Genomic DNA, 25833 nt, shown 5'->3' with positions numbered 1-25833 from the left:
AATTAGCGATTGGCTTTGCGACTTTGTAGCTGTTTTTGCTGCACGTTGAGACTGGCCTTCACCAATTGCTCGACTTCCGCATCGTTGATGACGCGATAGGCCAAATCCACTAAATAGGCGGCTTGGTTATCGGGATCGGGGCGGCAATCAATCACCTCGGCAAAACATAGAATGCTCAGCACTTCTTCGCGGATAAACAGCGTGAGTTTAACCAGTTGGTGCACGTCAAACGGTTGCTCGCTGTGCACTTGGCAATTGCTGCCACCAAACTGCAAGCCGCTACAGTGCACACCGTCTTTGGTTTCTTGCTCCAGCAGATGCTGCAATACCAAATCGATTTTGCGTGATTGCAACTTCATGTAGTCGGCAATCGCGCGAGCATCGTCACCGAGATGACGCAACTGCAAAATGTAGCTGCCTTCAAGCGCTTTGACTTCACTGATCAGCTGCATGCCTTTTGATTTCAGTCGGTGCAACTCAGCTTCACTAGGCAGTGGTTTACCTGCAGGCCAGAGCGACAAATAGGCATCAAACGGGTGCAATACACTGAAATAAGCGTTAGTGTCGGTATTCAAGGGCGATGCCTCTTGTAATTAACGGGGTAATCCACCTATTATCGTGCCCACTTCAATGATTTAGCAAGGGAGATGCGGCGCTTCACATGAATCCTGCCCTGTCCTGTTTTATAGGCTATCGCTACTGGCGCGCGCGTAAGTCCAACGCTTTTGCCTCATTTATCACTTTTTTTGCCGTGAGCGGTATCTTTCTCGGGGTGGCGGCACTGATTGTTGTCAGCTCGGTGATGAACGGCCTCGAAGGCCAACTCAAACAACGTATTCTCGGTGCTATTCCTCAGTTGACGATCCATACCGCCGCGCCGCTGAGCGATTGGCATCAACTAGAAACACGCCTTAATGCATTGCCCGGAGTGAAAGGCGTCGAGCCGTCTATTTTTACCCAAGCCATGGTGCAGTCCGCCAGCAATATTCAGGCGGTAGCGGTGTATGGCGTATTTCCTGAAACCGATAAGTCGCTCTCTCCACTCGCGGCACATACCTTTAATGAAGCGTTTAAGTTGTTAAAGGACAGTGGCTATTACGTGCTGCTGGGCAACGAACTGGCCCAGCGGCTTAGCGTCGTGCCCGGCGATAAAGTACGCTTGCTCAGTGGTGAAGGCGTGGTGTACTCGCCATTTGGCCCAGTGCCGAGCCAACGCACATTTACCGTGGCGGGGGTGTTTGAAATGGGCTCGCAGGTGGATGCCAACGTCGCTTATCTGCACTACAGTGATGCGCGCCGCTTGATGCGCAAGACTAGCGCGGATATTGAAGATTTACGTGTGTTCCTCACCGACCCATTTTTAGCGCCGGAGCTGGCGCAGCCAGTTGAACAATTACTGCAAGATCAAGGCATTGATGCCAAAGTGAGCGATTGGCGTGATAGCTATGGGCACCTGTTCGCCGCGGTGAAGATGGAAAAGAACATGATGTCACTGCTGCTGAGCCTGATCATCGCCGTGGCAGCGTTTAATATTGTGTCGGCGCTGGTGATGATGGTGGTGGACAAAACTGCCGATGTTGCCGTGCTAAAAACGCAAGGGCTGAGTCCGGCCGCCGTCATGTTAGTGTTTATCAGCCAAGGGTCGATGAATGCGTTAGTTGGGCTGATTTTAGGGCTGGTGGTCGGCGTGTCTGCCACACTGTATATCAATCCGATCATGAGTGCTTTTGGACTGCATATTTTGGGCGCAGGGCAGCAGTTGCCAGTGATGTTAGATCTCGGCCAACTGGGCTTAATTGCGGTTGGCACGGTAGTGCTGACCTTGCTGGCGACGTTATATCCCGCTGTGCGAGCTGCGGCAGTTCAACCTGCTAATGCGTTACGTTACGAATAAAAAGAGAAAGTTACATGGAAAAGCCGCCGTTGTTGCAAGTGATAGGCGTAAGCAAAAGCTATCAAGAAGGCAAAGTCAGTACACCGGTACTGCATGAAGTGTCACTTACCGTGAATGCTGGTGAGCAGCTGGCGATTGTCGGTAGCTCTGGCTCAGGTAAAAGTACTTTATTGCATATTATGGGTACGCTCGATAAACCCACCGCTGGCAAAGTGTTGTTGGATGGTGAGGATCTGTATCGCCTCTCAGTGACCAAACAAGCCAAAATGCGTAACGAGCAGTTGGGCTTTATCTATCAATTCCACCATCTATTGCCTGAGTTTTCCGCGCTGGAAAACGTATCTATGCCGGGCTGGATTGCCGGAGAAAACAAAAAGCGGGTGGCTGAGCGCGCTGCGGAATTATTAGATCGCGTCGGATTGAGCCACCGCTTAAAGCACCTGCCGTCTGAACTATCGGGCGGCGAGCGTCAGCGCGTTGCCATTGCCAGAGCGTTGATCAATCAACCACGTTTAGTGTTGGCTGATGAGCCGACCGGTAACCTGGATGCAACCAGCGGCGAAGCGGTATACCAACTGGTGCAAGAGCTAGCCAAACAATACAACACCGCGTTTGTGGTGGTGACTCACGATCAAACGTTGGCGGCACGGATGGATCGGCAACTGCATATGGTTGATGGTCATCTGCAGCCTGTTGGCGCGCTGGAGCAAAACTGATGTCTTGGCCGTTACCGTTAACCATTGGCTGGCGTTTTTATCGCGCTCGCGAGCGCAGTGGCTTTGTCAGTTTTATCTCTTTTGCCTCCACCTCGGGGATCGCTCTGGGCGTGGCGGTGCTGATTCTGGTGCTGTCAGCCATGAACGGCTTTGAAACTGAATTGGAAAAACGTCTGTTAGGCGTGGTGCCGCATGGTGAATTATTAGCTGCCGATACGCCATTCACCACCTGGCCGCAGATGGTAGAACAAGCCAGCGGCATTGAAGGCATTGTTGCCGCCGCGCCTAACGTCAAAATTCAGGGTTTGCTGCAAAAACCGGGTGGTTTTGCAGGTGTGCAGATCACAGGTATCGATCCTGATTTAGAAGCCAAAGTCTCGCGCCTGCCACAGTTTATGTCAGACGAAGCGTGGCAAAGTTTGCAGGGCGACCAAGCCAATATTGTGATGGGGCAGGGCGTGCTCGACAAGATGGGGCTCAAAGTCGGCGATGCGGTAACCTTTTATCTGCCGCCGCCTAAGTCGCAAGGGCTTGGGCAAATTGGTCGCGCTCGCAGCCACACGTTAACTATCACAGGCAGTTTTAGCATCGGTGGCGAGTTGGATTATGGCAACGCCTACGTGCCGCTGAAGTATGCCCAATCATTGATGGAACTAGGTGATGCGGTTAACACCGTGCGTATTCGTGTCGCTCGCGTATTTGAAGCACCATCGCTCATCCGTTTATTCGGTCGCCAACAACAGCAACTGATGTACGTCAGTGATTGGACCCGTACTCAAGGCCATCTTTATCAAGATATTCAAATGGTACGCACCCTGATGTATCTGGTATTGGCACTGGTGATTGCGGTCGCGTGCTTTAATATTGTGTCGACCTTAGTGATGGCGGTACGCGATAAAGCCGCGGAGATTGCTATCCTCATGACCATGGGGCTAAAGCGCCGTGCCGTGATGTTAGTGTTTATTGTGCAAGGCGCCATGAATGGTGTGGTTGGCGCCTTCATCGGCGGTGTGGCTGGCGTGCTGTTAGCAGATAACTTGTCGGTGCTGGCACGTAAAATCGAGCAACTTACCGGGCATCAGTTCTTGTCTGCCGATGTGTACTTTATCGACTTTCTGCCATCGCGCATCGAAGTGCACGATATCGTGCTAGTGATCACCACTGCATTGGTCATGAGCTTGTTATCAACCATTTACCCCGCATATCGCGCCAGCCGTATCGCCCCAGCAGAAGCATTGGCTGGGCGTTAGTTCACGAATCTAGTCTCTCCGTTCTATGTTAGAGGCAGCGTTCCGCACCAACGCTGCCATCTTGTATCAGCGGCAATGTACCAACGTGAGTTGACTCGTTGTCCGCGAAGCCGTCACAAGCAGACTTTCTCGTCTACAAATCTTCATCCACATAACTCAAATGTTGCTATTCCCGCGATTCCTAAAAGCGGGACGGCATACAGTTATATTCAAATTATGACGATTTTTATCCCAACCTCGTGCGTGTTCTTACATTTAAATGTGAATAAATATATTTAAAATCATAAATTTATATGATTTATGGGTTAGATAATAGGTTTGGGAAACGAATATGCACCTTTTGCCTGATGGTGTATTCAGCAGAATGCTGATAAGTTCTCTACATACAGATAGTTAACTGTGCGCTTTTCACTTGTCTCACAAGGTAAATGCGCAGCGCTAATAAGTTGTTAGAACTCAATCATGCTCAACGCCGATAAACTAAAAATCGAAAAACTTATTTCAAATGACGAGGCAGAAAGAATTGCTACATGTGAAGAACTTGACGCTCTCGATTTAGGCCATTTTGAAGATCACCCAATAAGTCAAAAGTTTATTCACGAGAGAGAAAAGGAACTTATAGATACTTTCTACTCGACAAAAAGCGAGAAAGTAAAAGAATGGATTCTGCAAGTATTAGCGGAGGCGTTAATTGAAAGTGAAGAAGTGGTAGCCATAGTGGCTAATTCACTTACGCAAAACTGCAAGTACTTGCCAACACTTTTGTATTACATGTGGCAAAACTCGTCAAAATTTATAAATAATAAACAACAGATTAAGACGCTATCAAAACATGCAGATGCGCAGGTGCGCTGGCGCGTTGCATTGGTGCTAGAGAACATGCCACTAGAATATGGTGAGGATATAAAAGTTATTAGAGAATTAATGCTGGATGAATATTATACAACAAGAACCTACGCAGTATTGGCACTAAAAAAGCTTAATAAGCTCGGTTTTTTGGATCGCCTAGCATTGAAAAGAGTCATAAAGGTCGATGATGGTGCGGCAAGAACATATGCTCTTGAGTTATTGGGCAAGTGAAAGTTCTAACAAATCAAAGCACTCTGACTTGGTCAAACTGGTGTTTGAGGCGTTAAATTCTTATGATCATATTCGCAGTTACAAAAAAAGGGTTTCTAGAGCTTGAGTCAGTAATTACAACAGGCAAGTACCCTGTTTGGATAGGTAGTAACGTTTTGAGTGAATCTGAACTTGCTAGCTATAGGAAAATGGACCTCGACATTACAAATTTCAGCTACGAGATAGATCCTGCAAATAACGAAGAGCTAGATGATGCTCTCGCAACAATTGCAGAGCATCATCCTAATGAAAGGGTATGGCTAGAATGCAGGCCTTAAATTTAACAAGGCAAGGAAAATTCGCCCTGCGGGCTGGACGCGCTAACGTGTGCCTTTGCTTGCGGCGTTTATGGTATATCAATGAGCTTATAGTTAAAACAGAAGAGTTTTTCCATAAGCACTGGAATGACGAAAAAAATTATCCTGCATGGAAGAATAGGTGGGATTGGTCAAGCTCGGTCCCGTATCACAACAAGGCCGGTGTCTATGCTCTTTTCGATGAGTCTGGCAGGTTGCTTTATATTGGACTTGGTGCCTCAGTTCGCTCGGTTAAATATCAAGAACATGGAGTGTCACGCCGTCTTCTTTCTCATGTTATTAAAAAAGATCCAACTAAAAAAAGAACCTATGCGCCCAGAAAAAAATGGGCATCAGTGTCGGGTATTGGGGCGATAGGATTCGATTATAGCGATTCATACCTAGCTGCTGCTCTTGAAGTATTTCTCATAAGACAGTTAAAGCCACCAATGAACAATGTCGGAAAAATTGATTTATAAATTACATAACAAGGCCGTGCAGCATCGCCAGAAAAACTGGCTGGATCTCGCTACGCGTAGCCAGTGTGACAGGCGTTAACCCATAGAACTTTTTTGGCCGAAACCCATCTGCTTTAGCCTATGAAAAAACAAGCCAAAGCCCAAGTTTACCACTTCCGCAATGCCTTTCGAGGCTGACACCTCAACCTTTGGCAAATATGTGACGCATCGCTGCTTACATGACCTTTCCAGAATTTAGCTAATAAAAAACCGCTGGTTAGCGGTCTTTTTAAGGTTCTATTTGTTGATGCGGTGCTGGCGTTTTTTCTTCCAGTGGCGGTAGATGGAGTATTTCCACGCGCCTTGCACAATAAAATAGCCGAGGGCGGCACTGAAACAACCAATCACAAAACAGCCGAGTAGGAACGGCGGGGCGATGGTGGTGAACGAACTCTCCAACCAGCTCCAGCTCAACTCAAAATGAAAATGCTGTGGTGGCACACTGAGTATTTTTGCACCAAGGCGATAGGCCAAATAAAACATCGGTGGCATAGTGATGGGGTTGGTGATCCATACTAGCGCCACGGCTACTGGTAGATTCACATTAAAAACAATAGCTAATGCGGCGGCTAGCACCATCTGAAACGGCATCGGCACCCACGCGGCAAACATACCTACAGCAAAAGCCCCAGGCGTCGAACGGCGGCTTAACGCCCAAATATTTGGATTGTTCAGCAATCCACCAAAGATGCGTAAATATTTATGGTCTCTTAGCGTTTCCGGTTTCGGAGTGAGACGTTTGAGAAGTTTTTTTGGCATAGGATTCAACTGCTGTCTTAACTAATAATATGAATCTTTTTCTATTCGGCTTCAGTGGCGCGATTATCTCCGCGCTCTGTTGGCCCAGTTTGCTACCGCTATTATCGTTGCCAATTATTGCAGGCGCTTTACTCATATGTGTTTTGGTATACCGACAGCAGCGCTTACAAAAGGTGGTCGTTGGACTATCTGGCGTGCTGGCGGGAGTCATGTGGGTAACTGCATATTGCCACTTATTACTGCCAAATATCGCAGCGTCACAGCAATCCGTTGACCGGGGAAACACTACACCCCTCACAGTGAGGGCTGAAATCATAACACTAGTTTCTAGAAACGGCGACTGGATTAGTGTGGATGTACAGCAATTGCACAGGTCTCCCAATTGGCACGGTGGTGACAAGTGGCGCTTGAGTTGGGAGCTTGCCAAAACCCCCTCGATTATTGCGCTGCCGCAGGTAGGTGAAATCTGGCAGTTTGAGCTAACGCCGCGCGCATTTTCTTCGATTGTGAATCAAGGTGGTTTTAACCAGCAACGCTATCTATTGAGTCAACATATCAGTGCTAGAGCGCGAGTCAATCAGGCGCAGCGTGTTGCGCTAGCCAGCGGCATTAGAGCACAACTGCTGCAGCACTTGCGTCAGCAACTGGAAGATGTGGACCAACGTGACATCCTGATGGCGCTGGCGATGGGGCAACGCAGCGATATTAGCGCCGCGCGTTGGCAACAGTTGCGTAATAGCGGTACCGCGCATTTAGTAGCGATTTCAGGTTTGCACCTGTCAGTGATTTCGCTCTATCTGTTTGCCATCGTCAATTGGCTGCTCAATCGGCTGTTGCCGAGTCAGTCACGGCGCAATCTATTGCTGGCATACGGCGCTGCAATTATTGGCGCCGCCGCTTATGCATGGTTGGCAGGGTTTGGTATTCCGGTACAGCGCGCGTTACTGATGTTGTTGGTGTTAGTGCTGAGCCTAGCGACGATGCGCTTTGCTTCGCCTTGGGAACGGCTGCTATGGGCGCTTGCCTTGGTGTTATTGCTCGATCCGCTGGCGCCGCTGAGCAACGGCTTTTGGTTATCGTTTTTTGCTTTGGCACTGATTTTACTCAGTTGGCAAAGTCACTCCACCCAGCTGCAGGCCGAAACGCGCGGGCAACAACTGCGTCATTGGTTTAGCAGTTTGTGGCAGATCCAATGGCGTTTATGTTTGGGCATGAGTTTGTTGCAGGGCATGCTGTTTGGTGGACTAACGCTGCACAGCTTTTGGATTAACTTATTGCTGGTGCCGTGGTTCTCGCTGGTGGTGATCCCTGTGACCATGCTGGCATTTGTGGTTGGCATGTTGTTGGATATGGCTGGTTTTATCCAGCTTGCGACCTCTCTGTGGCACCTTGTCGGCGGGTTACTATGGCCTGCCGAGCAGTTGTGGCAGCGCAGCGATAGCTTGCCGGGCGCATGGTTGCCAATCGCTGCGCCAATGTTGCTGGCTGGCGCTTTGGCGTTAGCCGCCACCTTGTTGGGCCGCTATTTGTTGCGTGGTCGGCAACGCTGCTGGTTAGTGCTACCGTGTATGCCACTGCTGTGGCAACTGGCGTTGTTGTTGGAGTTGGTGGCTCCTGCCAAGTGGCAAATTCACGTGGTGGATGTGGGGCAGGGCTTAGCGGTGGTAGTACAGCAAGGAAGTCACGGCCTGTTATATGATACTGGCGCTCAGTTTGACGATTTCAGTTATGCCAAACAAGCCATTCTGCCGCTGCTGAGTTATCAGGGGATTCGCCAACTGGATTACTTTATTGTCAGCCACGGCGATAATGATCATGCTGGTGGCGCGGCGGTAATCTTACAGCAGTTTCCCGCTACTAAGTTGATCTCCGATATTCCCACGCTGCCTGCGGTTGATAACTGCCGACCGCATCAGTTTATCTGGCGCGAGTTGACGGTGCGTATACTCGGGCCGAATCAAGCCTCGGCGGGCAACAACGGTTCTTGCGTGGTACAAATTAGTGATGCAACGTTTAGCGCCTTGTTACCCGGAGACATTGAGCTGGCGGGGGAAATCATGCTGACCAAGCAGTACGCTGAGCAGCGCAATAATGGGCGGCCATTGCTGCAAAGTGAGTTGTTACTTGCGCCCCATCACGGCAGTGCGACCTCATCAACACAAGACTTGCTCGATGCGGTTAAGCCTCAATGGGCGATATTTGCCGCAGGGACGGCGAATCGTTGGGGCTTTCCTAAAACTCAAGTGCTACAGAAATACCAGCAGCGGCACATCAGCACGTTAACGACCGGCGAGGTTGGTCAGATCAGCATTGAGATTGGGCCAAAGCGAGCCGAAGTGCGTAGTTATCGACAGCAAATTGCCCCCTATTGGTATAACCGCTTGATAGCATTTGGTTACACCGCCAATCCAGAGTAGAATGCCATCTTTGTTTTGTTACTAAAAATATGCCTGCATCAATGACGCCACAGCCGACTACGCGAAATCGCGACATTTTTAAGCGATTACTAACCTACGTTTCTCACCTGAAAGGCATCTTCATCATTTCAGCCCTTGCGCTGGTGGCCTATGCCTTGGTCGATGCCACTTTTTTGTATCTTATTAAACCCTTTATTGACGAAGGCTTTGCCAGCACGCCGCATCCTTCGTCGGTTGGCGGTATCGAAATTGCCAGTTCGAAAGGATTTCAGTCCGGTAGTGATGTGCTAAAAATTGCCCCATTTATCGTGATTGGACTGTTTGCCATGCGTGGCACATTCAACTTTATCGCCACTTATGGCGTGTCCTATATGAGTGCCCATGTAGTGCAAACTATGCGTCAACAAGTGTTTGACCATATTTTGGCGCTGCCAGTGCGCTACATGGATAAAGTCAGCCCCGGTGAGCTGATCTCTAAAGTCACTTACGATACCGAGCAGATTGCGCGCGCCTCCGGCAACACCTTGGTGTCGTTGATCCGTGATGGGGTGGCGGTGATCGCTTACCTGAGTGTGATGTTCTATTACTCATGGAAACTGTCGCTGTGTATTCTGATCATCGTACCGTTGATCAGTATTGTGATTGCCACGGTTAACCGTCGTCTGCGTAAAGTGTCGCGTCAGATCCAAAATGCCATGGGCACCGTTACATCCGCATCTGAGCAGATGATTAAAGGCCATAAAAACGTGTTGGTGTTTGGTGGTCAAAAAACCGAATCAGAGCGTTTCGCGAAGGTGAATAAATACAACCGTTACCAAAATATGAAGTTGGCAACGGTACAGGCGATTAGCCAACCGGTGGTGATGGTGATTAGCTCGCTAGCATTAGGCGGAGTGATTTATACCGCCAGCTTTGAAAGCTTACACAACGAACTGACCGCCGGTATCTTTGCCACGATTTTGAGCACCATGATTGCGATGCAAGGGCCGATTAAAAGCTTGACCCGTCTAAATGCCGAGTTCCAACGCGGTATGACAGCGTGCGCCACCGTGTTTGAACTGATTGATACACCTGCTGAAAAAGACACAGGTACAGTGGAAGTGGAACGCGTTAAAGGCGATTTGCGTTTTGATAACGTCAGTTTCCACTATCCTGACCATAAAAAATTGGCTCTCGACCGTATCTCTTTATCGGTGGAACAAGGCAAAACCTTGGCCTTGGTTGGCCGCTCAGGTTCGGGTAAATCAACCATCGCCAGCCTAATTACTCGTTTTTATAGTGAGTTAGAGCAAGGCAAAATCACCCTCGACGGCATCGATCTTCAAGATTACACCTTGAAGAGTTTGCGTAGCCAAGTGGCGTTGGTGTCTCAGCAAGTGACGCTGTTTAACGACACTATCGCCAATAACATCGCTTATGCTTATCCCGGTAAAGTGACCCGTGAACAAGTGGAAGAAGCCGCCCGTTTGGCGTATGCCATGGAGTTTATTGAACGTCTGCCAGAAGGTTTGGACACCGAAATTGGTGAAAATGGCGTGATGCTTTCTGGTGGGCAACGTCAACGTATCGCCATTGCTCGCGCCATTTTGCGTGATGCGCCAGTATTGATTCTCGATGAAGCTACTTCCGCACTCGATACCGAATCCGAAAAAGCGATTCAAAAAGGCTTAGACAACCTGCGCCGTAACCGCACCTCGATTGTGATTGCGCACCGTTTATCGACCATTGAAAACGCCGATGAAATCTTGGTTATCGATCAAGGCCGTATTGTTGAACGGGGCGACCATCACCAACTGCTGCAACGCGATGGCATGTATGCCAAGCTGTATCAGATGCAGTTTGGGGGCTAAGTGGAAGCGCTGGTTAACCGCATTTGGTACCAGAATCACTGGGCTAAATGGTTACTGTGGCCGTTGTCATGGTTATTTGCGCTGATCAGCGCTGTGCGGCGTCAGCTGTTTCGACATGGCATAAAACCGGTTGAGCAGTTGCCCGTGCCAGTGCTGCTGGTGGGCAATATTACCGTTGGTGGCAGTGGCAAAACGCCGATGGTTATCTATCTGGTGGAACTGCTGCGGCAACACGGTTATCACCCCGGCGTGATTAGTCGGGGTTATGGTAGCCAACAGCTGCATCCGCGCTTGGTCAAGGTGGGCAGTTCAGCCAGCGATGTTGGCGACGAACCCGCCATGATCGTACAGCGCACGCAAGTGCCGATGGCCGTCGGGCAAGACCGCATCGCCACCGCCAAACTGTTATTAGCTGAGCATCAAGTTGACATCATTATTAGCGATGATGGTTTGCAGCATTATCGCTTAGGTCGTGACATTGAGCTGGTGGTCATTGACGGACAGCGCCAGCTTGGTAATGGCATGCTGCTGCCAGCTGGACCATTACGTGAAGGCGCTTGGCGCTTGGAGAGTGTGGACTTTGTGGTGGAAAATGGCGCCCAGCAAGACAGTGCGCAACGTTTTGCCATGCAGTTGCAGGCGGCTAAACCGCAGCCATTGCACGGGCAAGTCGAACTCACGGCGACACAAGTTAAAGCGGTTGCCGGTATTGGTAATCCACAACGCTTTTTCGATACCCTGCAGCAATTGGGGTATGATGTGGCACAGACTCAGTGTTTTGCTGATCATCATCCGTATAGCGCCGCCGATTTTAGCGATGCCGCTGCAGGATTACCGATCATCATGACCGAAAAAGATGCGATCAAGTGTCGCACATTTACAGCTGCTAACTGTTGGTACTTGCCAGTCGATGCTAAGTTATCAGCTACCTTTTCAGCGCAATTGCTGGCGAAAGTGGCCGAAGCAGTTGCTCAAAAACAGATTGCTAAAAATTGAAGGACGGACCAATGGCGTTTGATAAAAAACTTCTCGATATCGTAGCTTGCCCAGTATGCAAAAGTAAGCTGGAGTACAACAAAGAGCAGCAACAGTTGGTCTGTAAAGCTGATCGTCTGGTTTATCCGATTGTTGATGGTATTCCAGTATTGTTGGCTGAACGTGCGGAAAACTTACAGCAAACGGCTGAATAACCGCTGGTTAAATTAAAGAGTGCTGCCAAGAGGCGGCATTTTTTTTGCGTTTTATTGGTAGCGGGTATAGCGAATTAACGCCGAAACAAATTGTTATTCTTGTTGCATAAAAGTTTAAAAACAAGTTGGCAATCATAAGGTTAACTATAATTTATTTGAGTGGCTATGGCGGGGGGCGGATAATAATTGCACTGAACGACCACGGAGTAACAAGATGGATATCTCACTCCAGCAAAAGATTGAGCAACTGCTTGTTGAACATCGAGGCGAAAGGATTATCAGCTTTGATTTTTCAGGACGAAAATACTGGCTAAAACAACCCGAGCAATTGCATGGCCGCATGCGTTTGCTAAAAGCCCACCCCGAATCTTCATTTGAGCAAGAAAAACACTGCCTACAGCGGCTAGCGCAACAACATGCACCAGTGCCAAAAATTGTCTTCGAGCAGCAAGGTTGTTTGGTGTTAGAAGATGTGGGACCAACGCTCAAACAGTGGATTGCTCGGCGGGATATTTCCATCGCCATGCGGCGGCAGATTTTACTCGACAGTGCCGAAGCGCTGGCCAATCTGCATCAATTGGGATTAGCACATGGGCGCCCAGCGTTACGTGATATCAGTTGGCAGCATGGGCAGATCAAGTTTATCGACTTTGAAGCTACCGCCACGGGCAAAGGGCTGCCGTACCAACACATGCGGGATCTGCTGGTGTATATGCACAGTTTGTATCGTTATCTTGGGCCTAAAAATGCGTTGATTGCCGAAGTTATTGCGAAGTATCGCCAATGCGGCGGCGAGCACATCTGGCAGCAGTGTCGGACTTTTTTAAGCAGTTGGCAGTGGTTGTATTATTTGCTGAAACCGTTGCGTCATCGCGGTGGTAGCGATATCAAACCGATTTTTTGGCTACTGCATCATTTCCGCCAAGCACCTAAAGATTTATATCTTTTCGCCTAAGCGGGTGCTGGAAATGAAAGAGCAAAGCCACTGGCTTTGCTCTTTGTGTTTCATCATCAAGGGGTTATCGGCTCAGCCACGGTAATAACCGTTGGCTTTGATTGAGTGCCCGCTGATAGCCTACCGCCGAGCGATGACGCAAACGGAAGAAGGCTTGGTAACACAGCGGCACTAAGTAGAGGCTGGTCAACGTCGAAAAGGCTAGGCCGCCAATAATCGCAATCGCCATTGGCGAGTAGGGCGGGCCACCGCCAGCTAATTGGGTATCGCCCATCGCCAGCGGCACTAAACCTAAAATGGTGGTGCCTACCGTCATCAATACTGGCCGCAAACGGGTGGCGCAGACGGCGGTAATGGTGCTGGAGAGTTCCGCTAACGCCGGTGTCATCTGGTTAATCTGATCCACCAACACAATGCCGTTGTTCACCACAATCCCCAATAATACCAGAATACCGATCATCGCCATCACTGACATCGGCGTGCCCGTTAATAGCAGCGCCCAAAACACCCCAGTGATGGAGAATAAAATGCTGGTGATGATGGCGCTCGGTAGCAGCAGCGATTCAAACAACGCTGCCATGACGATGTAAATCATCGCCACCGCTAGCGCCATATTGACGAGCATTACGGCTTGCTCTTCATCTTGTTTTTCAAAGCCACCACGCAGTGAATAACCGTATCCCGCAGGAAAGTTAACATGCTGCATCACTTGTTTGATCTGCTGCTGCGCCTGTTCCATCGTCAACTCTTCGAGGTTGGCGCCAATGGACAGGGCGGTCTCGCGGTTGTAATGGCGGATAGCATCAAAGCGCGGCTGAATGGTGATACTGGCGAGTTGCGACAATGAATAGATGCGGCCATCTTGCTGGGCAACCGGCAGTTCGCGTAGATGCTGTAATGATTGTTGCCACGATTTCTCAAACAGCAGCTCCAAGCGCAGCTCACCGCTAGCATCGTGACGGAACGAGCGTAGCGGCGAGCCTCTTAAGGCGGTGGCGACCGTGCTAGCAACGTCGGTAATGTTCAGGCCAAGGCGCGCCATTGAATCACGGTCAAAGCTGATGACCACTTCTTGCTGTTCGCCGTTTAACTCTGAGCGTACGTCTTGCAGCCCCTCAATGTGAGATAGCAGCGGAATGACTTGTTCACTCAAGCGGATCAACTCATTGGTAGAGCGGCCGGTGAGGGTAACGCGTACACCAGAGTTATCATCGCCCCAGCCAAACTGGGGTTTTGCCGCAGCAAATTTAGGAAAACCGTCACGAATTTTCTTTTTCAGCTCGGCAACTGGCATCGGTAACTCCGGCAGCAGTAACACGGTAGAACTGGCCTCTTCCGCAGAGTAAAAGCTGTAGACGGAATCGATATGAAACTCGGCTTTATGGGCGTAAAGATAAGCCTCCAAGCGATTCACCATGGCCTCAGTTTCGACCAAACTGTGGCGCCCTTCGACTTGATAATCGATATACATACGCTCAGTGCTTTGGCTGTCCTGATTATCTTGTGACACTTGCGATAACGGCAGCGCAGTGGAGAGTAAAATCAGCAGCGCTAGCAGACCAGAGATCTTCGGATGGCGCAGCACCCAACTGAGTGAGCGCTGATAACCGTGCTGCATGCGGCTGGCCTTAGGCTGTTGCAGTTTGATTTTGCCGTGAATGCGCGACAGCAGCAGCGGGATTAAGGTTTTAGCCACCAGTAAACTGGCCGCCAGCGAGATACAAATCGCCACCGCCACGTGTTCCAAGAAAATGGTTAATTCGACTTTAACGCCGAAGATATTCGGCAAAAATACAATCGCCGTGGTCAAGGTGCCCGCCATCACGGCGAGCGAGACTTTATCGACGCCGAGCAGCACAGTGTCATCGCCATGATCGGCAATTTGCTGTTCTTGCAACACGCTTTCTGAGACCACCACCGCGTTATCAATCAGCATCCCCACCGCAAGTAGCAAGCCCATCATCGACAGCACGTTGAGGGTGTAGCCGAGCAGATACATGCCCGCCAGCGTTAAGCCGATGGAGATCGGCACCGACGACACCACAATCAGCGTCATCGGCAGATTCCGCAAGAACAGATACAGCACCGCAAACGACAGCAGCGCACCGATAAGCCCTGACATCAGCAGATCATTGAGTGAGCTTTTTACGCTCTGGCCTTGGTTATCCATGATGAACAACTTGATCCCTTGAAATTGCGGATCTTGTTTTACTTGCTCAATCACTTTTAACACGCGGTTGGATACGTCGACTAAGTTGGCGCCCGATTCTTTATACACATCCAAACCGACCGCATATTTCTGATCCAGATGACGGCCTTCGGTGCGCTCCGGCAGGGCATAGCGCACTTCGGCGATGTCGCCGATATGCAGCGACGGCGTGATGTTAAAGGCGCGAATTTCGTCTAAGTCGCGAAACTCCCCCTTGGGCGACACTTGGTACACGGTGCCGTTATCGCGCAAGGTGCCACCGCTGATGGTGAAGTTTTCCCGCAGTAATTGCTGACGTAGGGTGACTAAGTCGATGCCGCTGGCGTTGAGTTTGTCGGCATCAATGCGGATCTCAATCTGTTTTTGGTCAACACCGTACAGGGTTACTTTGGATACACCGTTAATCCGCTCCAGTGGCACCCGCAATTGTTTATCTAATAGGTCAAAAGCGTTGGACAGCTCGCGGTCGCTGGCGATGCGAATATTCAGCACCGGCATATCGGCGGTAGAAAACTGCATGATCAATACCCGCTCGACATCATCGGGCAGCAGATGGCGCACTTGGTCGATTTTCTCGCGCGCCTCTAAACTGCGAGTGGCAACGTTTTCGCCCCATTTCATCTCAATCTCAATTTCACTGCCGTTCTGATTGGAGGAGGATTTGAGGGTTTCGATGCCGCCCATGGTCGCCAGTGATTCTTCCAGTACGTTGGTAATATCCCGTTCTACTTCGGCGGGTGATGAACCTTTGTACGGCACTTGCACGTAGATTTCGGGAATATCAATGCCGGGAAACATCTCCAGCGGCAACAGCCGTGATGCCGCCATGCCAAACAGCAAGATGGCGGTGAAAAACATGCTGGTAGTGACCGGGCGCTTGAGCGCTAAACGGGTGAGGTTCATACGTTTGCCTCCACCGCTGCGTTGCTATGTTGTTGTGGCGCTGGCGCGAACTGCTTTTTATCGAACAGGGCGTAAAGCACCGGGATCACCACTAAGGTCAGTAAGGTCGATAGCGACAAGCCAAATATCACGGTAATCGCCATTGGCGCGCGCACCTCGGCACCATCGCCTAAACCTAAGGCCATCGGCAACAAACCAAGATTGGTGGTTAAGGTGGTCATTAAAATCGGCCGCAGGCGTGAGGCACCCGCTTCTTTAATTGCTTGCAGTTTTTCCATGCCGTTGGCGCGTTGTTGGTTAATGCGGTCCACCAACACGATGGCGTTGTTGACCACAATCCCCGCCAGCATGATCAGGCCGATAAACACAATCACCGATAGCTGGCTGCCAGTGAGGTACAAACCATAAATACTGCCAGACACCGCAATTGGCACCGCCATCAAAATCAGCAACGGATGCAGTAGCGACTCAAACTGGCTCGCCATCACCAAATACACCAGAAATACCGCCAACACCAAGGCGATTTTTAGTGAGTCAAATGAGCTTTGCATCTCTTCATTTTGCCCGCCAAATTGCGCATGGATTGAGCTAGGTAAACCCATCTGCGCCACGAGCTGTTGCGCTTTGACCACCGCCGCATCTAAGTCGCCGCCGGTGATATCAGCCGAGACAATGGCAACCCGTTGTTGGCTGATGCGGTTAATGGCGGATGGACCAATGGTCAATTTCACTTCGGCGACCGCTGCCAATGAGATCGGGTGGGCGCTATTGGGATTGATCAGCATCGAATCGATATCGGTAATGCTGCTGCGTTCGCTCTCTTCACTGCGTACCAGAATATCAATCTTACGTTCGCGCAGGGTGTATTTGCTGGCCACTGTGCCGCCAACGCGTTGCGCAATACTGTTGGCAATGGTTGGCGCATCTAGGCCTAAAGCGGCAATACGCGCATGATCAAAGCGAATGCTGATCTCCGGTTGGCCGTCTTTTAGTGAGGTGTTGACGTCGGTGTACAGCGGATCGGCACTTAGCACATCCACTAAGCGGTCGGCACTCTGTTTTAGCAGATCCAGCTCATAGCCACTGAGTTCAATCTCCAATGGCGTTTTGAACGTGAATAGTTCAGGAAACTTCACTTTGGCTTCCAGTTCGGGAATGGTGCGGGCTTTGTCGCGCAATTGCTGCGCGACGCTATCGAACGCCTGCGGGTCGGCCAACACCACTTGCAAACGGCCCCAGTTTTCGCCGCCACGATTGGTGTCGGACGTCATCAAGCCGCCACTGCCAGCCTGAGTGTAGGCATGTTTTACTGCACTGTTTTCCGCAATATCACTGGCGAGTTGCTGCAATATGGCATCGGTTTGTGACACTTCAGTCCCCGGTGGCAGCAGCACTTCCACGTAAAATTCGCCTTGGTTCATCGGTGGGATCAGGCCAGTGCCTAAACGCGAGAGCAGTAATCCGGCTGAGGCGGTAAATACAATAGCGATGGCAAGCGTTAGCCCTTGGCGTTGCAGTGCGCCTTCGAGTAGTGGACGGTACAACGCTGCTACTGCGCGATACGCTAAGTTGAAACCGCTGGTGAGTGGTTTCATCACCCATGAGGCCAGCCATGCGATGATGCGGGTTAAGCTGACGATGAGCGTGGTCAGCAACTGCGGTAGCAATTTAAACAGTAAGTAGAACGGCCAGCCGAATATTTTCGCGCTGTAATAACGCAGCTTGCCCCAACGAGTTGTTGGCGGAGTCATCGTAGCTGGCATTTCAACCTCTGCTTGGCCTTGAAAGCCTTGGCGTGACGCCAACATCGGAATCGAGGTCATCGCCACAATTAACGACGCCAGCAGTGCGAAGGTAACGGTTAATGCTTGGTCGGCGAACAGTGCGCCCGCAATGCCATCGACAAAGATCAGCGGCACAAACACCGCAAGGGTGGTTAGGGTGGAGGCAGTGATCGCGCCCGCCACTTCACTGGTGCCTTTAATCGCGGCATCGACGCGGTTCATGCCTTCGCTTTTGCAGCGGTCGATGTTTTCGAGCACCACAATGGCGTTATCCACCAATAAGCCGACGGCGAGGGCAATACCGCCGAGCGACATGATGTTGAGGCTAATGCCAGCAAAATACATCATGTTAAAGGTGGCGATAACCGAAAACGGAATCGAGATAGAGATGATCAGCGTCGGGATAATATCGCGGAGGAACAGGTAGATCACCAGCATGGCTAAGATGCTACCAATCAAGGCGGAGGAGGTGACTTCACTCACTGCGCTTTGAATGAACTCCGATTGGTCGTAAATGACTTGCGGTTGCAGATGGCGGTCGCTGTTGGCATCGGCGTTCATTTTGGCTAGTCGGTTACGCACTTGCTCGGCTACGGCGACAGTATTGGCATCGCCTTCTTTGTAGATCGCCAGTTCGATGGATTCTTTGCCGTTGATGCGGGTGATATCGCTGCGCTCTTTAAAGCCGTCGGTCACCGTGGCAATGTCACCCAAACGTACCAAGGTGTTGCCATCTTTATAGATGATGATATCGGCCACTTCAGCCAGTGACTGAAACTGGTTAACGGTACGCACTAAATATTCACGGCCGCTTTGTACCACTTTACCAGCCGATAAGTTGATGTTTTCAGCCGCAATGCGACGGCGAATATCATCGGATGAGATATTAAGCTGCGCCAGTTTTTGCTGGTTCATCAGAATGTGTACTTCTTGCTCTAAACCACCGGATAGCCTGACCGATGCCACACCGGGCAGCGATTCTAATTCGCGCTTGAGTTCCTCTTCGGCGTAGGTACGCAGTTGCTTTAACTCATCTTCACCCGCTGATTTGGCGGGTAAAGCGAGGCGCATGATGGGGTCTAAATTAGGGTTAAACCGCAGTAGCAGCGGTTTATCAATATCGAGCGGCAGTTCGATGGTATCCAGTTTCTCGCGCACTTCGAGGCCCGCCATGTCCATCTGCGTGCCCCATTCAAATTCCATTACCACGTCTGACATACCAGAGCGTGAGACCGAGCTGAGTTTGCGCAAGCCTTTGACAATGCCGACCGCTTCTTCAATCGGTTTGCTGACCAGTTGCTCCACTTCTGCTGGTGCGGCGCCATCGTATTGGGTGCGAATCGTTAAAGTTGGATAGCTGAGATCGGGCAGCAAGGTCACCGCGAGTCTGGCAAAGCCCACCATGCCAAATAGCATGATTGCGAGCATAAACATCCACACGGTGACGGGACGGCGCACCGATACGTTAATCAATGACATGTGAGCTATTCCTTAGCAGTTATTTGGCAGCGGTCAGATTTAACGGACTGAGCACTTCCACTACCGATTGGTCTTTCAGATTGTGTTGGCCGCGCACCACAATCTGCTCACCTACCTTGATGCCAGAGATCACTTCGACACGGTTGTTTTCGCGATAGCCGAGAGCCACCTCTTTACGCAGCGCTTTGCCTTCCTCAACCACATATAAGGTTTGCACATCGTCTTGGTTAACAATGGCGTTAAATGGCACCACGGCCACATCGGTATGCGTGTCGTATTTCAGCTGCACGTTGGTGTACATGCCAGCTTTTAAACGCTGCGCTTTGTTAGGAATTGTTAAGGTCACCTTGAAAGTACCACTGGCACTGTCGATGACAGGGCTGATACGCAATACGGTAGCGGCAAATACATCGCTACGTTTATCGGTTTTTACCAGCGCTTCTTGTCCGAGACGCAAGCTGCTGAGTTGTTGCTCTGGTAGATGCACAATGCCATACAGCTCATCTTGGCTGACCACATAAAACAGTTGGTCAAACTCTTTGGCCATGTTGCCTTGTTTAACGTGACGAGTGGCAATCACCCCAGTGATAGGCGAGCGGATTTCGCTTTCGGTCACTTGTAACTGGGCGAGATCGCGTTGCGCGCGTGCCGCTTGTAAGTTGTATTCGAGTTTCGCCAAGCTATCGGCACTGACAAACTCACGGTTGCTCATTTTATTGAGGCGATTCAGTTCCTGTTCGATGATGTTCACCTCGGCGATAGAGCGTTCCAGCTCAAACTGTTGTCGACGGGCGTCGATTTTGGCGAGCAGTTGGCCTTTTTCAACATGGTCGCCTTCTTCCACATAAATAGTTTGGATGACGCCAGCAATGCGGGTGGATACGCCAGCTTCTTCTGGGGCTTCTAGCGTTGCCGTGGTGTTGTAGAACGATGAGATATGACCTTGAGCGACGTGGGTGGTCTCCACGGGAATCGCAAACACTTCATCCTGTTTGGCTAATTGCGGTTGGCTACAGGCCGTTAACATGGCAGTGAGTAACATGGCGCTAGTAAGTGGTTTTAATATTGCGGTGTAGCGTTTCATGAGATAGTCCCTTTTAAACTCGTTAACCGCTTAAAGCAAATGCGATGCCAATTTTAAAATTTCATTAAATTCAGTTGGTTGCTTTATTTTTTTGTTTGTTGAGTGGTGTTATTCACCACTTCATAATAGTGAACTTTTATAGTTGTTAGTGTTTTTTACTATTTTGCGACTTATTGGTTAAATTTTAGTAAGTCTAGTCTTTGTGGCGTATAAAGTTGCTGGCGTTAATTGGCGGCTGTGAGAATGGGGGGGTTACAGTGTGTTGAAACAAATACGCAGCATCACTCTCGGCGGGCGAACTGATGGTTAAATGCGGCGTGCGGGTTGTACAGGCAATAAAAAAGGCGCCAGCGGCGCCTTTAGAGTTCGAGTAACCTCGATTAACGATCTTGTAGTTTGACAAAATTGCGTTCCGCTTCGCCAGTATAAAGCTGACGTGGACGGCTAATTTTGTGGCCTGGTTGATCCAGCATCTCTTTCCAATGCGCAATCCAGCCGACAGTACGTGACAGCGCGAAGATCACGGTGAACATACTGGTTGGAATGCCGATGGCTTTCATGATGATGCCTGAGTAGAAATCGACGTTTGGATACAGTTTCTTAGAGATGAAGTATTCATCTTCCAGTGCAATGCGTTCCAGTTCCATCGCTACATCTAACAATGGGTCATCCACTTTCAGCTCGCTCAATACTTCATGGCAAGTTTCGCGCATCACTTTGGCACGTGGGTCAAAGTTCTTATACACGCGGTGACCAAAGCCCATCAGACGGAATGGATCGTTCTTGTCTTTGGCTTTTTCGATGTATTCAGGGATACGGTCAACCGAACCAATCTCTTCCAACATCTTCAAGCAGGCTTCGTTAGCACCACCGTGAGCTGGTCCCCACAGCGAAGCAATACCCGCAGCGATACAGGCAAATGGGTTAGCGCCAGATGAACCCGCCAAACGCACAGTAGAAGTCGAAGCGTTTTGCTCATGGTCAGCGTGTAGAATAAAGATACGCTCCATCGCGCGTTCGATGATTGGGTTTACCACGTATGGTTCACATGGTACACCAAACATCATCGACAGGAAGTTACCAGCGTAGTTCAAGTCGTTGCGTGGATATTGGAATGGCTGACCAACAGAATACTTGTAACACATTGCTGCCAGTGTTGGCATTTTAGACACTAAGCGGAACGCTGCGATTTCACGGTGCTTTGGATCGGCAACATCTAACGAATCTTGGTAGAAAGAGGCAAGGGCGCCAGTTACACCACATAGCATTGCCATTGGGTGCGCGTCGCGACGGAAGCCACGGAAGAAAAATTCGACTTGTTGATGCACCATGGTGTGGTTGCGTACTGTGCTAACGAATTTGTCGTATTGCGCTTTAGAAGGCAGCTCGCCGTACAGCAGCAGATAACAAAGATCGAGATAGCTAGAATCTACTGCAAGTTGATCAATCGGATATCCACGGTGAAGCAGAATACCTTTGTCGCCATCAATATAGGTGATGGCCGATTCACATGATGCGGTGGCAAGAAAACCTGGGTCGAAGGTAAAGTACCCTTTGCTGCCAAGTTTGCTGATATCAATTACATCGTAACCAGCGGTTCCTTGTTTAACTGGCAGCTCGATCGAGTCATTTCCTGGAAGTTCCAATTTGGCTATTTTTTCAGCCATAACCCGTTCTCCTTACTTGATTTTATTTGTGAGTGCGGCATAACAAAAACGCCTTACTTTACAAGTAATCTAGATCACATTTCAATTTAAATACCCGTTTGAACTTGTTAGACAATGGTATAGGTCTGACCAATTTCCCTGTATCTACTTATACTTACGTTCAAAAGTTTCCAATAAAAATAAATTTCTCATAATGTGATGTTTGTATTTGACTTTTGCGGCGCGTATACTTGCTCGGGTTCAAAAGGGCTGCATTCAGGTGGTCAAAATTGCCTGTGATCTGCTGATGAATTACTAAGTCAGTCAATCAGTTACCTGATTGCAACATCTAGTCCGATTGCCAAAAATAAAATGTGACTAAAGTCACAAGCCGTATTCCAAAATACGGTTCGCACAACAATAATGCTCAATGGAGCTGAGTGAGCAGAACGTGAAAAAGCAAAGACCTGTCCATCTAGACTTGCAGACGATTCGCTTTCCTGCGACTGCAATCGTGTCCATTCTCCACCGGGTATCCGGTGTCATTATGCTGTTTGCCGTTGGCGTGCTTTTGTGGTTGCTGAACGCATCCCTCAAGTCGCCAGAAAGTTTTCAGTATGTTCAATCGCTGTTAGATAGCTTCCTATTGAAGTTTGTCGTATGGGGAATTCTCACCGCGTTAGGTTATCACTTATTGGGCGGCTTACGTCACCTAGTAATGGATACCGGTCGTTGGGAAGAGTTGGCGTCAGGTAAAGCGTCAGCCAAGGCAGTGTTTGTACTTGCCATCATCTTTTCGATTCTGGCGGGGGTTTGGGTATGGTAACTAATGCAGCATCGTTTGGCCGAAGCGGTGTACATGATTTTATTATGCTGCGCGCCAGTGCAGTCGTTTTAGCCTGTTATACAGTATTCCTCGTGGCGTTCGCCGCATTCAGTACTCCCCTCACTTATGAAGCTTGGCACGGCCTTTTTGCCGCACTGCCAATGAAAGTGTTTACCTTGCTGGCGCTGATTGCGCTGCTGATCCACGCTTGGATTGGTATTTGGCAGGTACTGACTGACTACGTCAAGTGTGTGTCACTGCGTGGTGTGCTTCAGTTTGTGTTTGTCGTGACCGCCTTTGCATATCTGGCGAGCGGCATTTTGATCGTGTGGGGGGTATAAGTGGATATTCAGGTAAGAGAGTTTGATGCAGTAGTGATTGGCGCTGGTGGCGCCGGTATGCGCGCTGCACTGCAAATATCTAAGGAAGGCAAAAGCTGTGCGCTTCTGTCTAAAGTATTTCCGACCCGTTCTCATACTGTGTCTGCCCAAGGTGGTATCACTGTTGCGCTGGGCAATGCCCATGAAGACAACTGGGAATACCACATGTATGACACCGTAAAAGGTTCTGACTTCATCGGTGACCAAGACGCCATCGAATATATGTGTCAAACGGGCCCTGAAGCCATTATCGAACTTGAGCACATGGGATTGCCATTCTCACGTTTCGATGACGGTAAAATTTATCAACGTCCTTTTGGTGGTCAGTCAAAAAACTTTGGCGGAGAGCAAGCTGCTCGTACCGCTGCTGCGGCAGACCGTACCGGTCACGCACTGTTGCACTGTCTCTACCAACAGAACGTTAAAAACAAAACCCAAGTGTTCTCTGAGTGGTATGCACTGGATTTAGTGAAAAACGAAGACGGCGCCATTGTGGGCTGTACCGCACTGGAAATTGAAACCGGTGACATCGTTTATTTCAAAGCTAAAGCAACTGTGCTCGCTACTGGCGGTGCCGGTCGTATCTTCGCTTCTACCACCAACGCACACATCAACACCGGCGACGGCGTTGGCATGGCATCACGCGCTGGCGTGCAACTGCAAGACATGGAAATGTGGCAGTTCCACCCAACCGGTATTGCGGGTGCTGGTGTACTGGTTACTGAAGGTTGCCGCGGTGAAGGCGGTTACCTGCTGAACAAAGATGGCGAACGCTTCATGGAGCGTTATGCGCCAAACGCGAAAGATTTGGCATCACGTGACGTGGTAGCACGTTCAATGATGACTGAGATCCGTGAAGGTCGCGGTTGCACTGATGGTGGCTTACCGCCACACATCAAGCTGAAACTGGATCACTTAGGTAAAGAAACCCTAGAAGCACGTCTGCCGGGTGTATGTGAACTGTCACGTACTTTCGCGCACATTGATCCAGCCGATGGTCCAATCCCAGTGATCCCAACCTGCCACTATATGATGGGTGGTTTGCCAACTCGCGTAACTGGTCAGGTGATTCATAAAGACGCTGACGGTACTGAAACTGACGTAGTTGGTTTGTTCGCGGTAGGTGAGATTGCTTGTGTATCGGTACACGGTGCTAACCGTTTGGGCGGTAACTCACTGCTCGACTTGGTGGTATTCGGCCGTGCAGCGGGTCAGCATTTAGGTGCCGCGCTGGAACAGATGTCAACGCCAAAACCAGCCTCTGAAGCCGAGATTGCTAAGTCGCTAGAACGCCTCAACCGTTGGGAAAACACCAAAGAAGGTGAAGACCCAGTACAGATCCGTAAAGATATGCAGATGTGTATGCAACTGCACTTCTCGGTATTCCGTAGCGGTGAAGCTATGGCAGAAGGCTTGGAAGAACTGAAAGCCATTCGTGCCCGTTTAGCTAATGCTAAGCTGTCTGATAACTCTAAAGAGTTCAACACTCAACGTATTGAATGCCTAGAGTTGGACAACCTCATGGCAACTGCAATTGCGTCAGCATATGCGGCCAATTTCCGTACCGAAAGTCGTGGTGCACATAGTCGTGAAGACTATCCTGAACGTGATGACGAAAACTGGCTGTGCCACAGCTTGTTTGATCCTAACTCTGAGTCAATGGATCGCCGTGCCGTTAACATGGCACCGAAATCACGTGAAGCGTTTCCACCTAAGAAACGTACCTACTAAGGAGCTGCGACATGAAACTAGATATTGCGATATATCGCTATAATCCTGATGTAGACAAAAAGCCGTACATGAAGGATTACCAACTGGAAATTCCTGACGGTTCTGACATGATGATGCTTGATGTTCTCATCAGATTGAAAGAACAAGATCCGTCGCTTGCATTCCGTCGCTCATGTCGCGAAGGTGTGTGTGGTTCCGACGGTATGAACATGAACGGTAAAAACGGTTTGGCTTGTATTACGCCGGTATCGACTTTTAAAGGCAAAAAGCTCGAAATTCGCCCATTGCCTGGGATGCCAGTAGTACGCGACTTGATTGTGGATCTGTCACAGTTCTACAAACAGTACGAAAAAATCAAACCTTACTTGATCAATGATGACAAGCAACCAGCGCGCGAACACTTACAGTCGCCAGAAGAACGGGCTCATTTAGACGGTCTTTACGAATGTATTATGTGTGCTTGTTGTTCAACTGCTTGTCCATCATTTTGGTGGAATCCCGATAAATTCGTCGGTCCTAGCGGCTTGTTGCATGCGTATCGCTTCTTGATTGATAGCCGCGATACCGCTACAGAAGAGCGTTTGGATGGACTGGATGATGCCTACAGCGTATTCCGCTGCCACGGCATTATGAACTGCGTAGATGTATGTCCTAAAGGTCTTAACCCTACCAAGGCTATTGGTCACATCAAATCTATGCTGTTGAATCGGGCGGTATAAATGCAAGACGGCGAGCAATCATACATAATGAACTAGCTCGTGCGAGAGTCACTTTCTCATGTGCAGAAAGTGACTCTCTTTCGTGTGTAACGGACGACATACTGACCG

At 49.7% G+C, this 25833-nt stretch carries 21 protein-coding genes; 15 read left to right on the top strand and 6 right to left on the bottom strand.

The genetic code is table 11. The annotated features are described in order from the left end of the window. Window positions 1-2 precede the first annotated feature (2 nt). Window positions 3-575, bottom strand: a complete 573-nt coding sequence (locus L9G74_RS10060; RefSeq protein WP_238896176.1) for a hypothetical protein — start codon at window positions 573-575, stop codon at window positions 3-5. 86 nt (window positions 576-661) lie between these two features. Between L9G74_RS10060 and L9G74_RS10055 the strand changes: the two genes are divergently transcribed. The 6 genes from L9G74_RS10055 to L9G74_RS10030 all read left to right on the top strand — a co-directional run bounded on the left by L9G74_RS10055 (window position 662) and on the right by L9G74_RS10030 (window position 5754). Continuing rightward, entirely contained in the window at window positions 662-1894 is a 1233-nt protein-coding gene (locus tag L9G74_RS10055; protein ID WP_238896175.1) for a lipoprotein-releasing ABC transporter permease subunit, read from the top strand. Window positions 1895-1908: 14 nt separating this feature from the next. Then, complete coding sequence (lolD, locus tag L9G74_RS10050; protein WP_238896174.1) at window positions 1909-2610, top strand: lipoprotein-releasing ABC transporter ATP-binding protein LolD; 702 nt, start codon at window positions 1909-1911, stop codon at window positions 2608-2610. Then, a complete protein-coding gene (gene lolE, locus L9G74_RS10045; protein WP_238896173.1) occupies window positions 2610-3860 on the top strand; it encodes a lipoprotein-releasing ABC transporter permease subunit LolE in 1251 nt (416 codons plus the stop codon). Before lolD ends, lolE begins: the two co-directional genes overlap by 1 nt. 462 nt (window positions 3861-4322) lie before the next feature. After that, window positions 4323-4940 carry a hypothetical protein gene (locus tag L9G74_RS10040; RefSeq protein WP_238896172.1) on the top strand — a complete coding sequence of 206 codons (618 nt, stop codon included), beginning with the start codon at window positions 4323-4325 and terminating at the stop codon, window positions 4938-4940. A gap of 62 nt (window positions 4941-5002) precedes the next feature. Further along, a complete protein-coding gene (locus L9G74_RS10035; RefSeq protein WP_238896171.1) occupies window positions 5003-5257 on the top strand; it encodes a hypothetical protein in 255 nt (84 codons plus the stop codon). Next, window positions 5236-5754: a GIY-YIG nuclease family protein gene (locus L9G74_RS10030; protein WP_238896170.1), complete on the top strand. Its 519-nt coding sequence runs from the start codon at window positions 5236-5238 to the stop codon at window positions 5752-5754. Before L9G74_RS10035 ends, L9G74_RS10030 begins: the two co-directional genes overlap by 22 nt. A gap of 276 nt (window positions 5755-6030) precedes the next feature. On the opposite strand, the gene L9G74_RS10025 is transcribed toward L9G74_RS10030, so the two are convergent. After that, complete coding sequence (locus L9G74_RS10025; protein ID WP_238896169.1) at window positions 6031-6552, bottom strand: DUF2062 domain-containing protein; 522 nt, start codon at window positions 6550-6552, stop codon at window positions 6031-6033. A 29-nt stretch (window positions 6553-6581) separates the two neighbouring features. Here L9G74_RS10025 and L9G74_RS10020 point away from each other — a divergent pair, with 29 nt between their 5' ends. From L9G74_RS10020 to L9G74_RS10000, 5 genes are all read left to right on the top strand, one after another. After that, window positions 6582-8969 carry a DNA internalization-related competence protein ComEC/Rec2 gene (locus L9G74_RS10020; protein ID WP_238896168.1) on the top strand — a complete coding sequence of 796 codons (2388 nt, stop codon included), beginning with the start codon at window positions 6582-6584 and terminating at the stop codon, window positions 8967-8969. Window positions 8970-9010: 41 nt separating this feature from the next. Continuing rightward, window positions 9011-10819 carry a lipid A export permease/ATP-binding protein MsbA gene (gene msbA, locus L9G74_RS10015; protein WP_238896167.1) on the top strand — a complete coding sequence of 603 codons (1809 nt, stop codon included), beginning with the start codon at window positions 9011-9013 and terminating at the stop codon, window positions 10817-10819. Next, window positions 10820-11815, top strand: a complete 996-nt coding sequence (lpxK, locus tag L9G74_RS10010; RefSeq protein ID WP_238896166.1) for a tetraacyldisaccharide 4'-kinase — start codon at window positions 10820-10822, stop codon at window positions 11813-11815. It begins immediately after the preceding gene. A gap of 11 nt (window positions 11816-11826) precedes the next feature. Then, complete coding sequence (locus tag L9G74_RS10005; RefSeq protein ID WP_238896165.1) at window positions 11827-12009, top strand: Trm112 family protein; 183 nt, start codon at window positions 11827-11829, stop codon at window positions 12007-12009. 214 nt (window positions 12010-12223) lie between these two features. After that, window positions 12224-12964, top strand: coding sequence for a lipopolysaccharide kinase InaA family protein (locus L9G74_RS10000; RefSeq protein WP_238896164.1), 741 nt, complete (start codon window positions 12224-12226; stop codon window positions 12962-12964). Window positions 12965-13028: 64 nt separating this feature from the next. Here the strand turns inward: L9G74_RS10000 and L9G74_RS09995 are convergent, their stop codons facing one another. The 4 genes from L9G74_RS09995 to L9G74_RS09980 form a co-directional block, all read right to left on the bottom strand. After that, on the bottom strand, window positions 13029-16076 hold the full coding sequence (locus L9G74_RS09995; RefSeq protein WP_238896163.1) for an efflux RND transporter permease subunit: 3048 nt from the start codon (window positions 16074-16076) through the stop codon (window positions 13029-13031). Continuing rightward, entirely contained in the window at window positions 16073-19339 is a 3267-nt protein-coding gene (locus tag L9G74_RS09990; RefSeq protein WP_238896162.1) for an efflux RND transporter permease subunit, read from the bottom strand. The genes L9G74_RS09995 and L9G74_RS09990 overlap by 4 nt, the downstream gene beginning before the upstream one ends. A 19-nt stretch (window positions 19340-19358) precedes the next feature. Further along, complete coding sequence (locus tag L9G74_RS09985) at window positions 19359-20423, bottom strand: efflux RND transporter periplasmic adaptor subunit (protein WP_238896161.1); 1065 nt, start codon at window positions 20421-20423, stop codon at window positions 19359-19361. 380 nt (window positions 20424-20803) lie between these two features. Beyond that, window positions 20804-22090 carry a citrate synthase gene (locus tag L9G74_RS09980; protein ID WP_238896160.1) on the bottom strand — a complete coding sequence of 429 codons (1287 nt, stop codon included), beginning with the start codon at window positions 22088-22090 and terminating at the stop codon, window positions 20804-20806. Between the two features lie 409 nt (window positions 22091-22499). Between L9G74_RS09980 and sdhC the strand changes: the two genes are divergently transcribed. From sdhC to L9G74_RS09960, 4 genes are read left to right on the top strand one after another with little or no spacing between them, the layout of a single operon-like run. Continuing rightward, window positions 22500-22895, top strand: a complete 396-nt coding sequence (gene sdhC / locus L9G74_RS09975; RefSeq protein WP_238896159.1) for a succinate dehydrogenase cytochrome b556 subunit — start codon at window positions 22500-22502, stop codon at window positions 22893-22895. Continuing rightward, the gene (gene sdhD, locus L9G74_RS09970) at window positions 22889-23236 is read left to right on the top strand and encodes a succinate dehydrogenase, hydrophobic membrane anchor protein (protein ID WP_238896158.1); all 348 of its coding nucleotides are present in this window, start codon (window positions 22889-22891) and stop codon (window positions 23234-23236) included. The genes sdhC and sdhD overlap by 7 nt, the downstream gene beginning before the upstream one ends. After that, entirely contained in the window at window positions 23237-25006 is a 1770-nt protein-coding gene (gene sdhA / locus L9G74_RS09965; protein WP_238896157.1) for a succinate dehydrogenase flavoprotein subunit, read from the top strand. Between the two features lie 11 nt (window positions 25007-25017). Continuing rightward, a complete protein-coding gene (locus L9G74_RS09960; RefSeq protein ID WP_238896156.1) occupies window positions 25018-25725 on the top strand; it encodes a succinate dehydrogenase iron-sulfur subunit in 708 nt (235 codons plus the stop codon). Window positions 25726-25833 lie beyond the last annotated feature (108 nt).

The sequence above is a fragment of the Shewanella electrica genome, assembly GCF_022321485.1.
GTDB lineage: Bacteria > Pseudomonadota > Gammaproteobacteria > Enterobacterales > Shewanellaceae > Shewanella > Shewanella electrica.
This window is presented reverse-complemented; position numbering and strand designations above follow the sequence as displayed.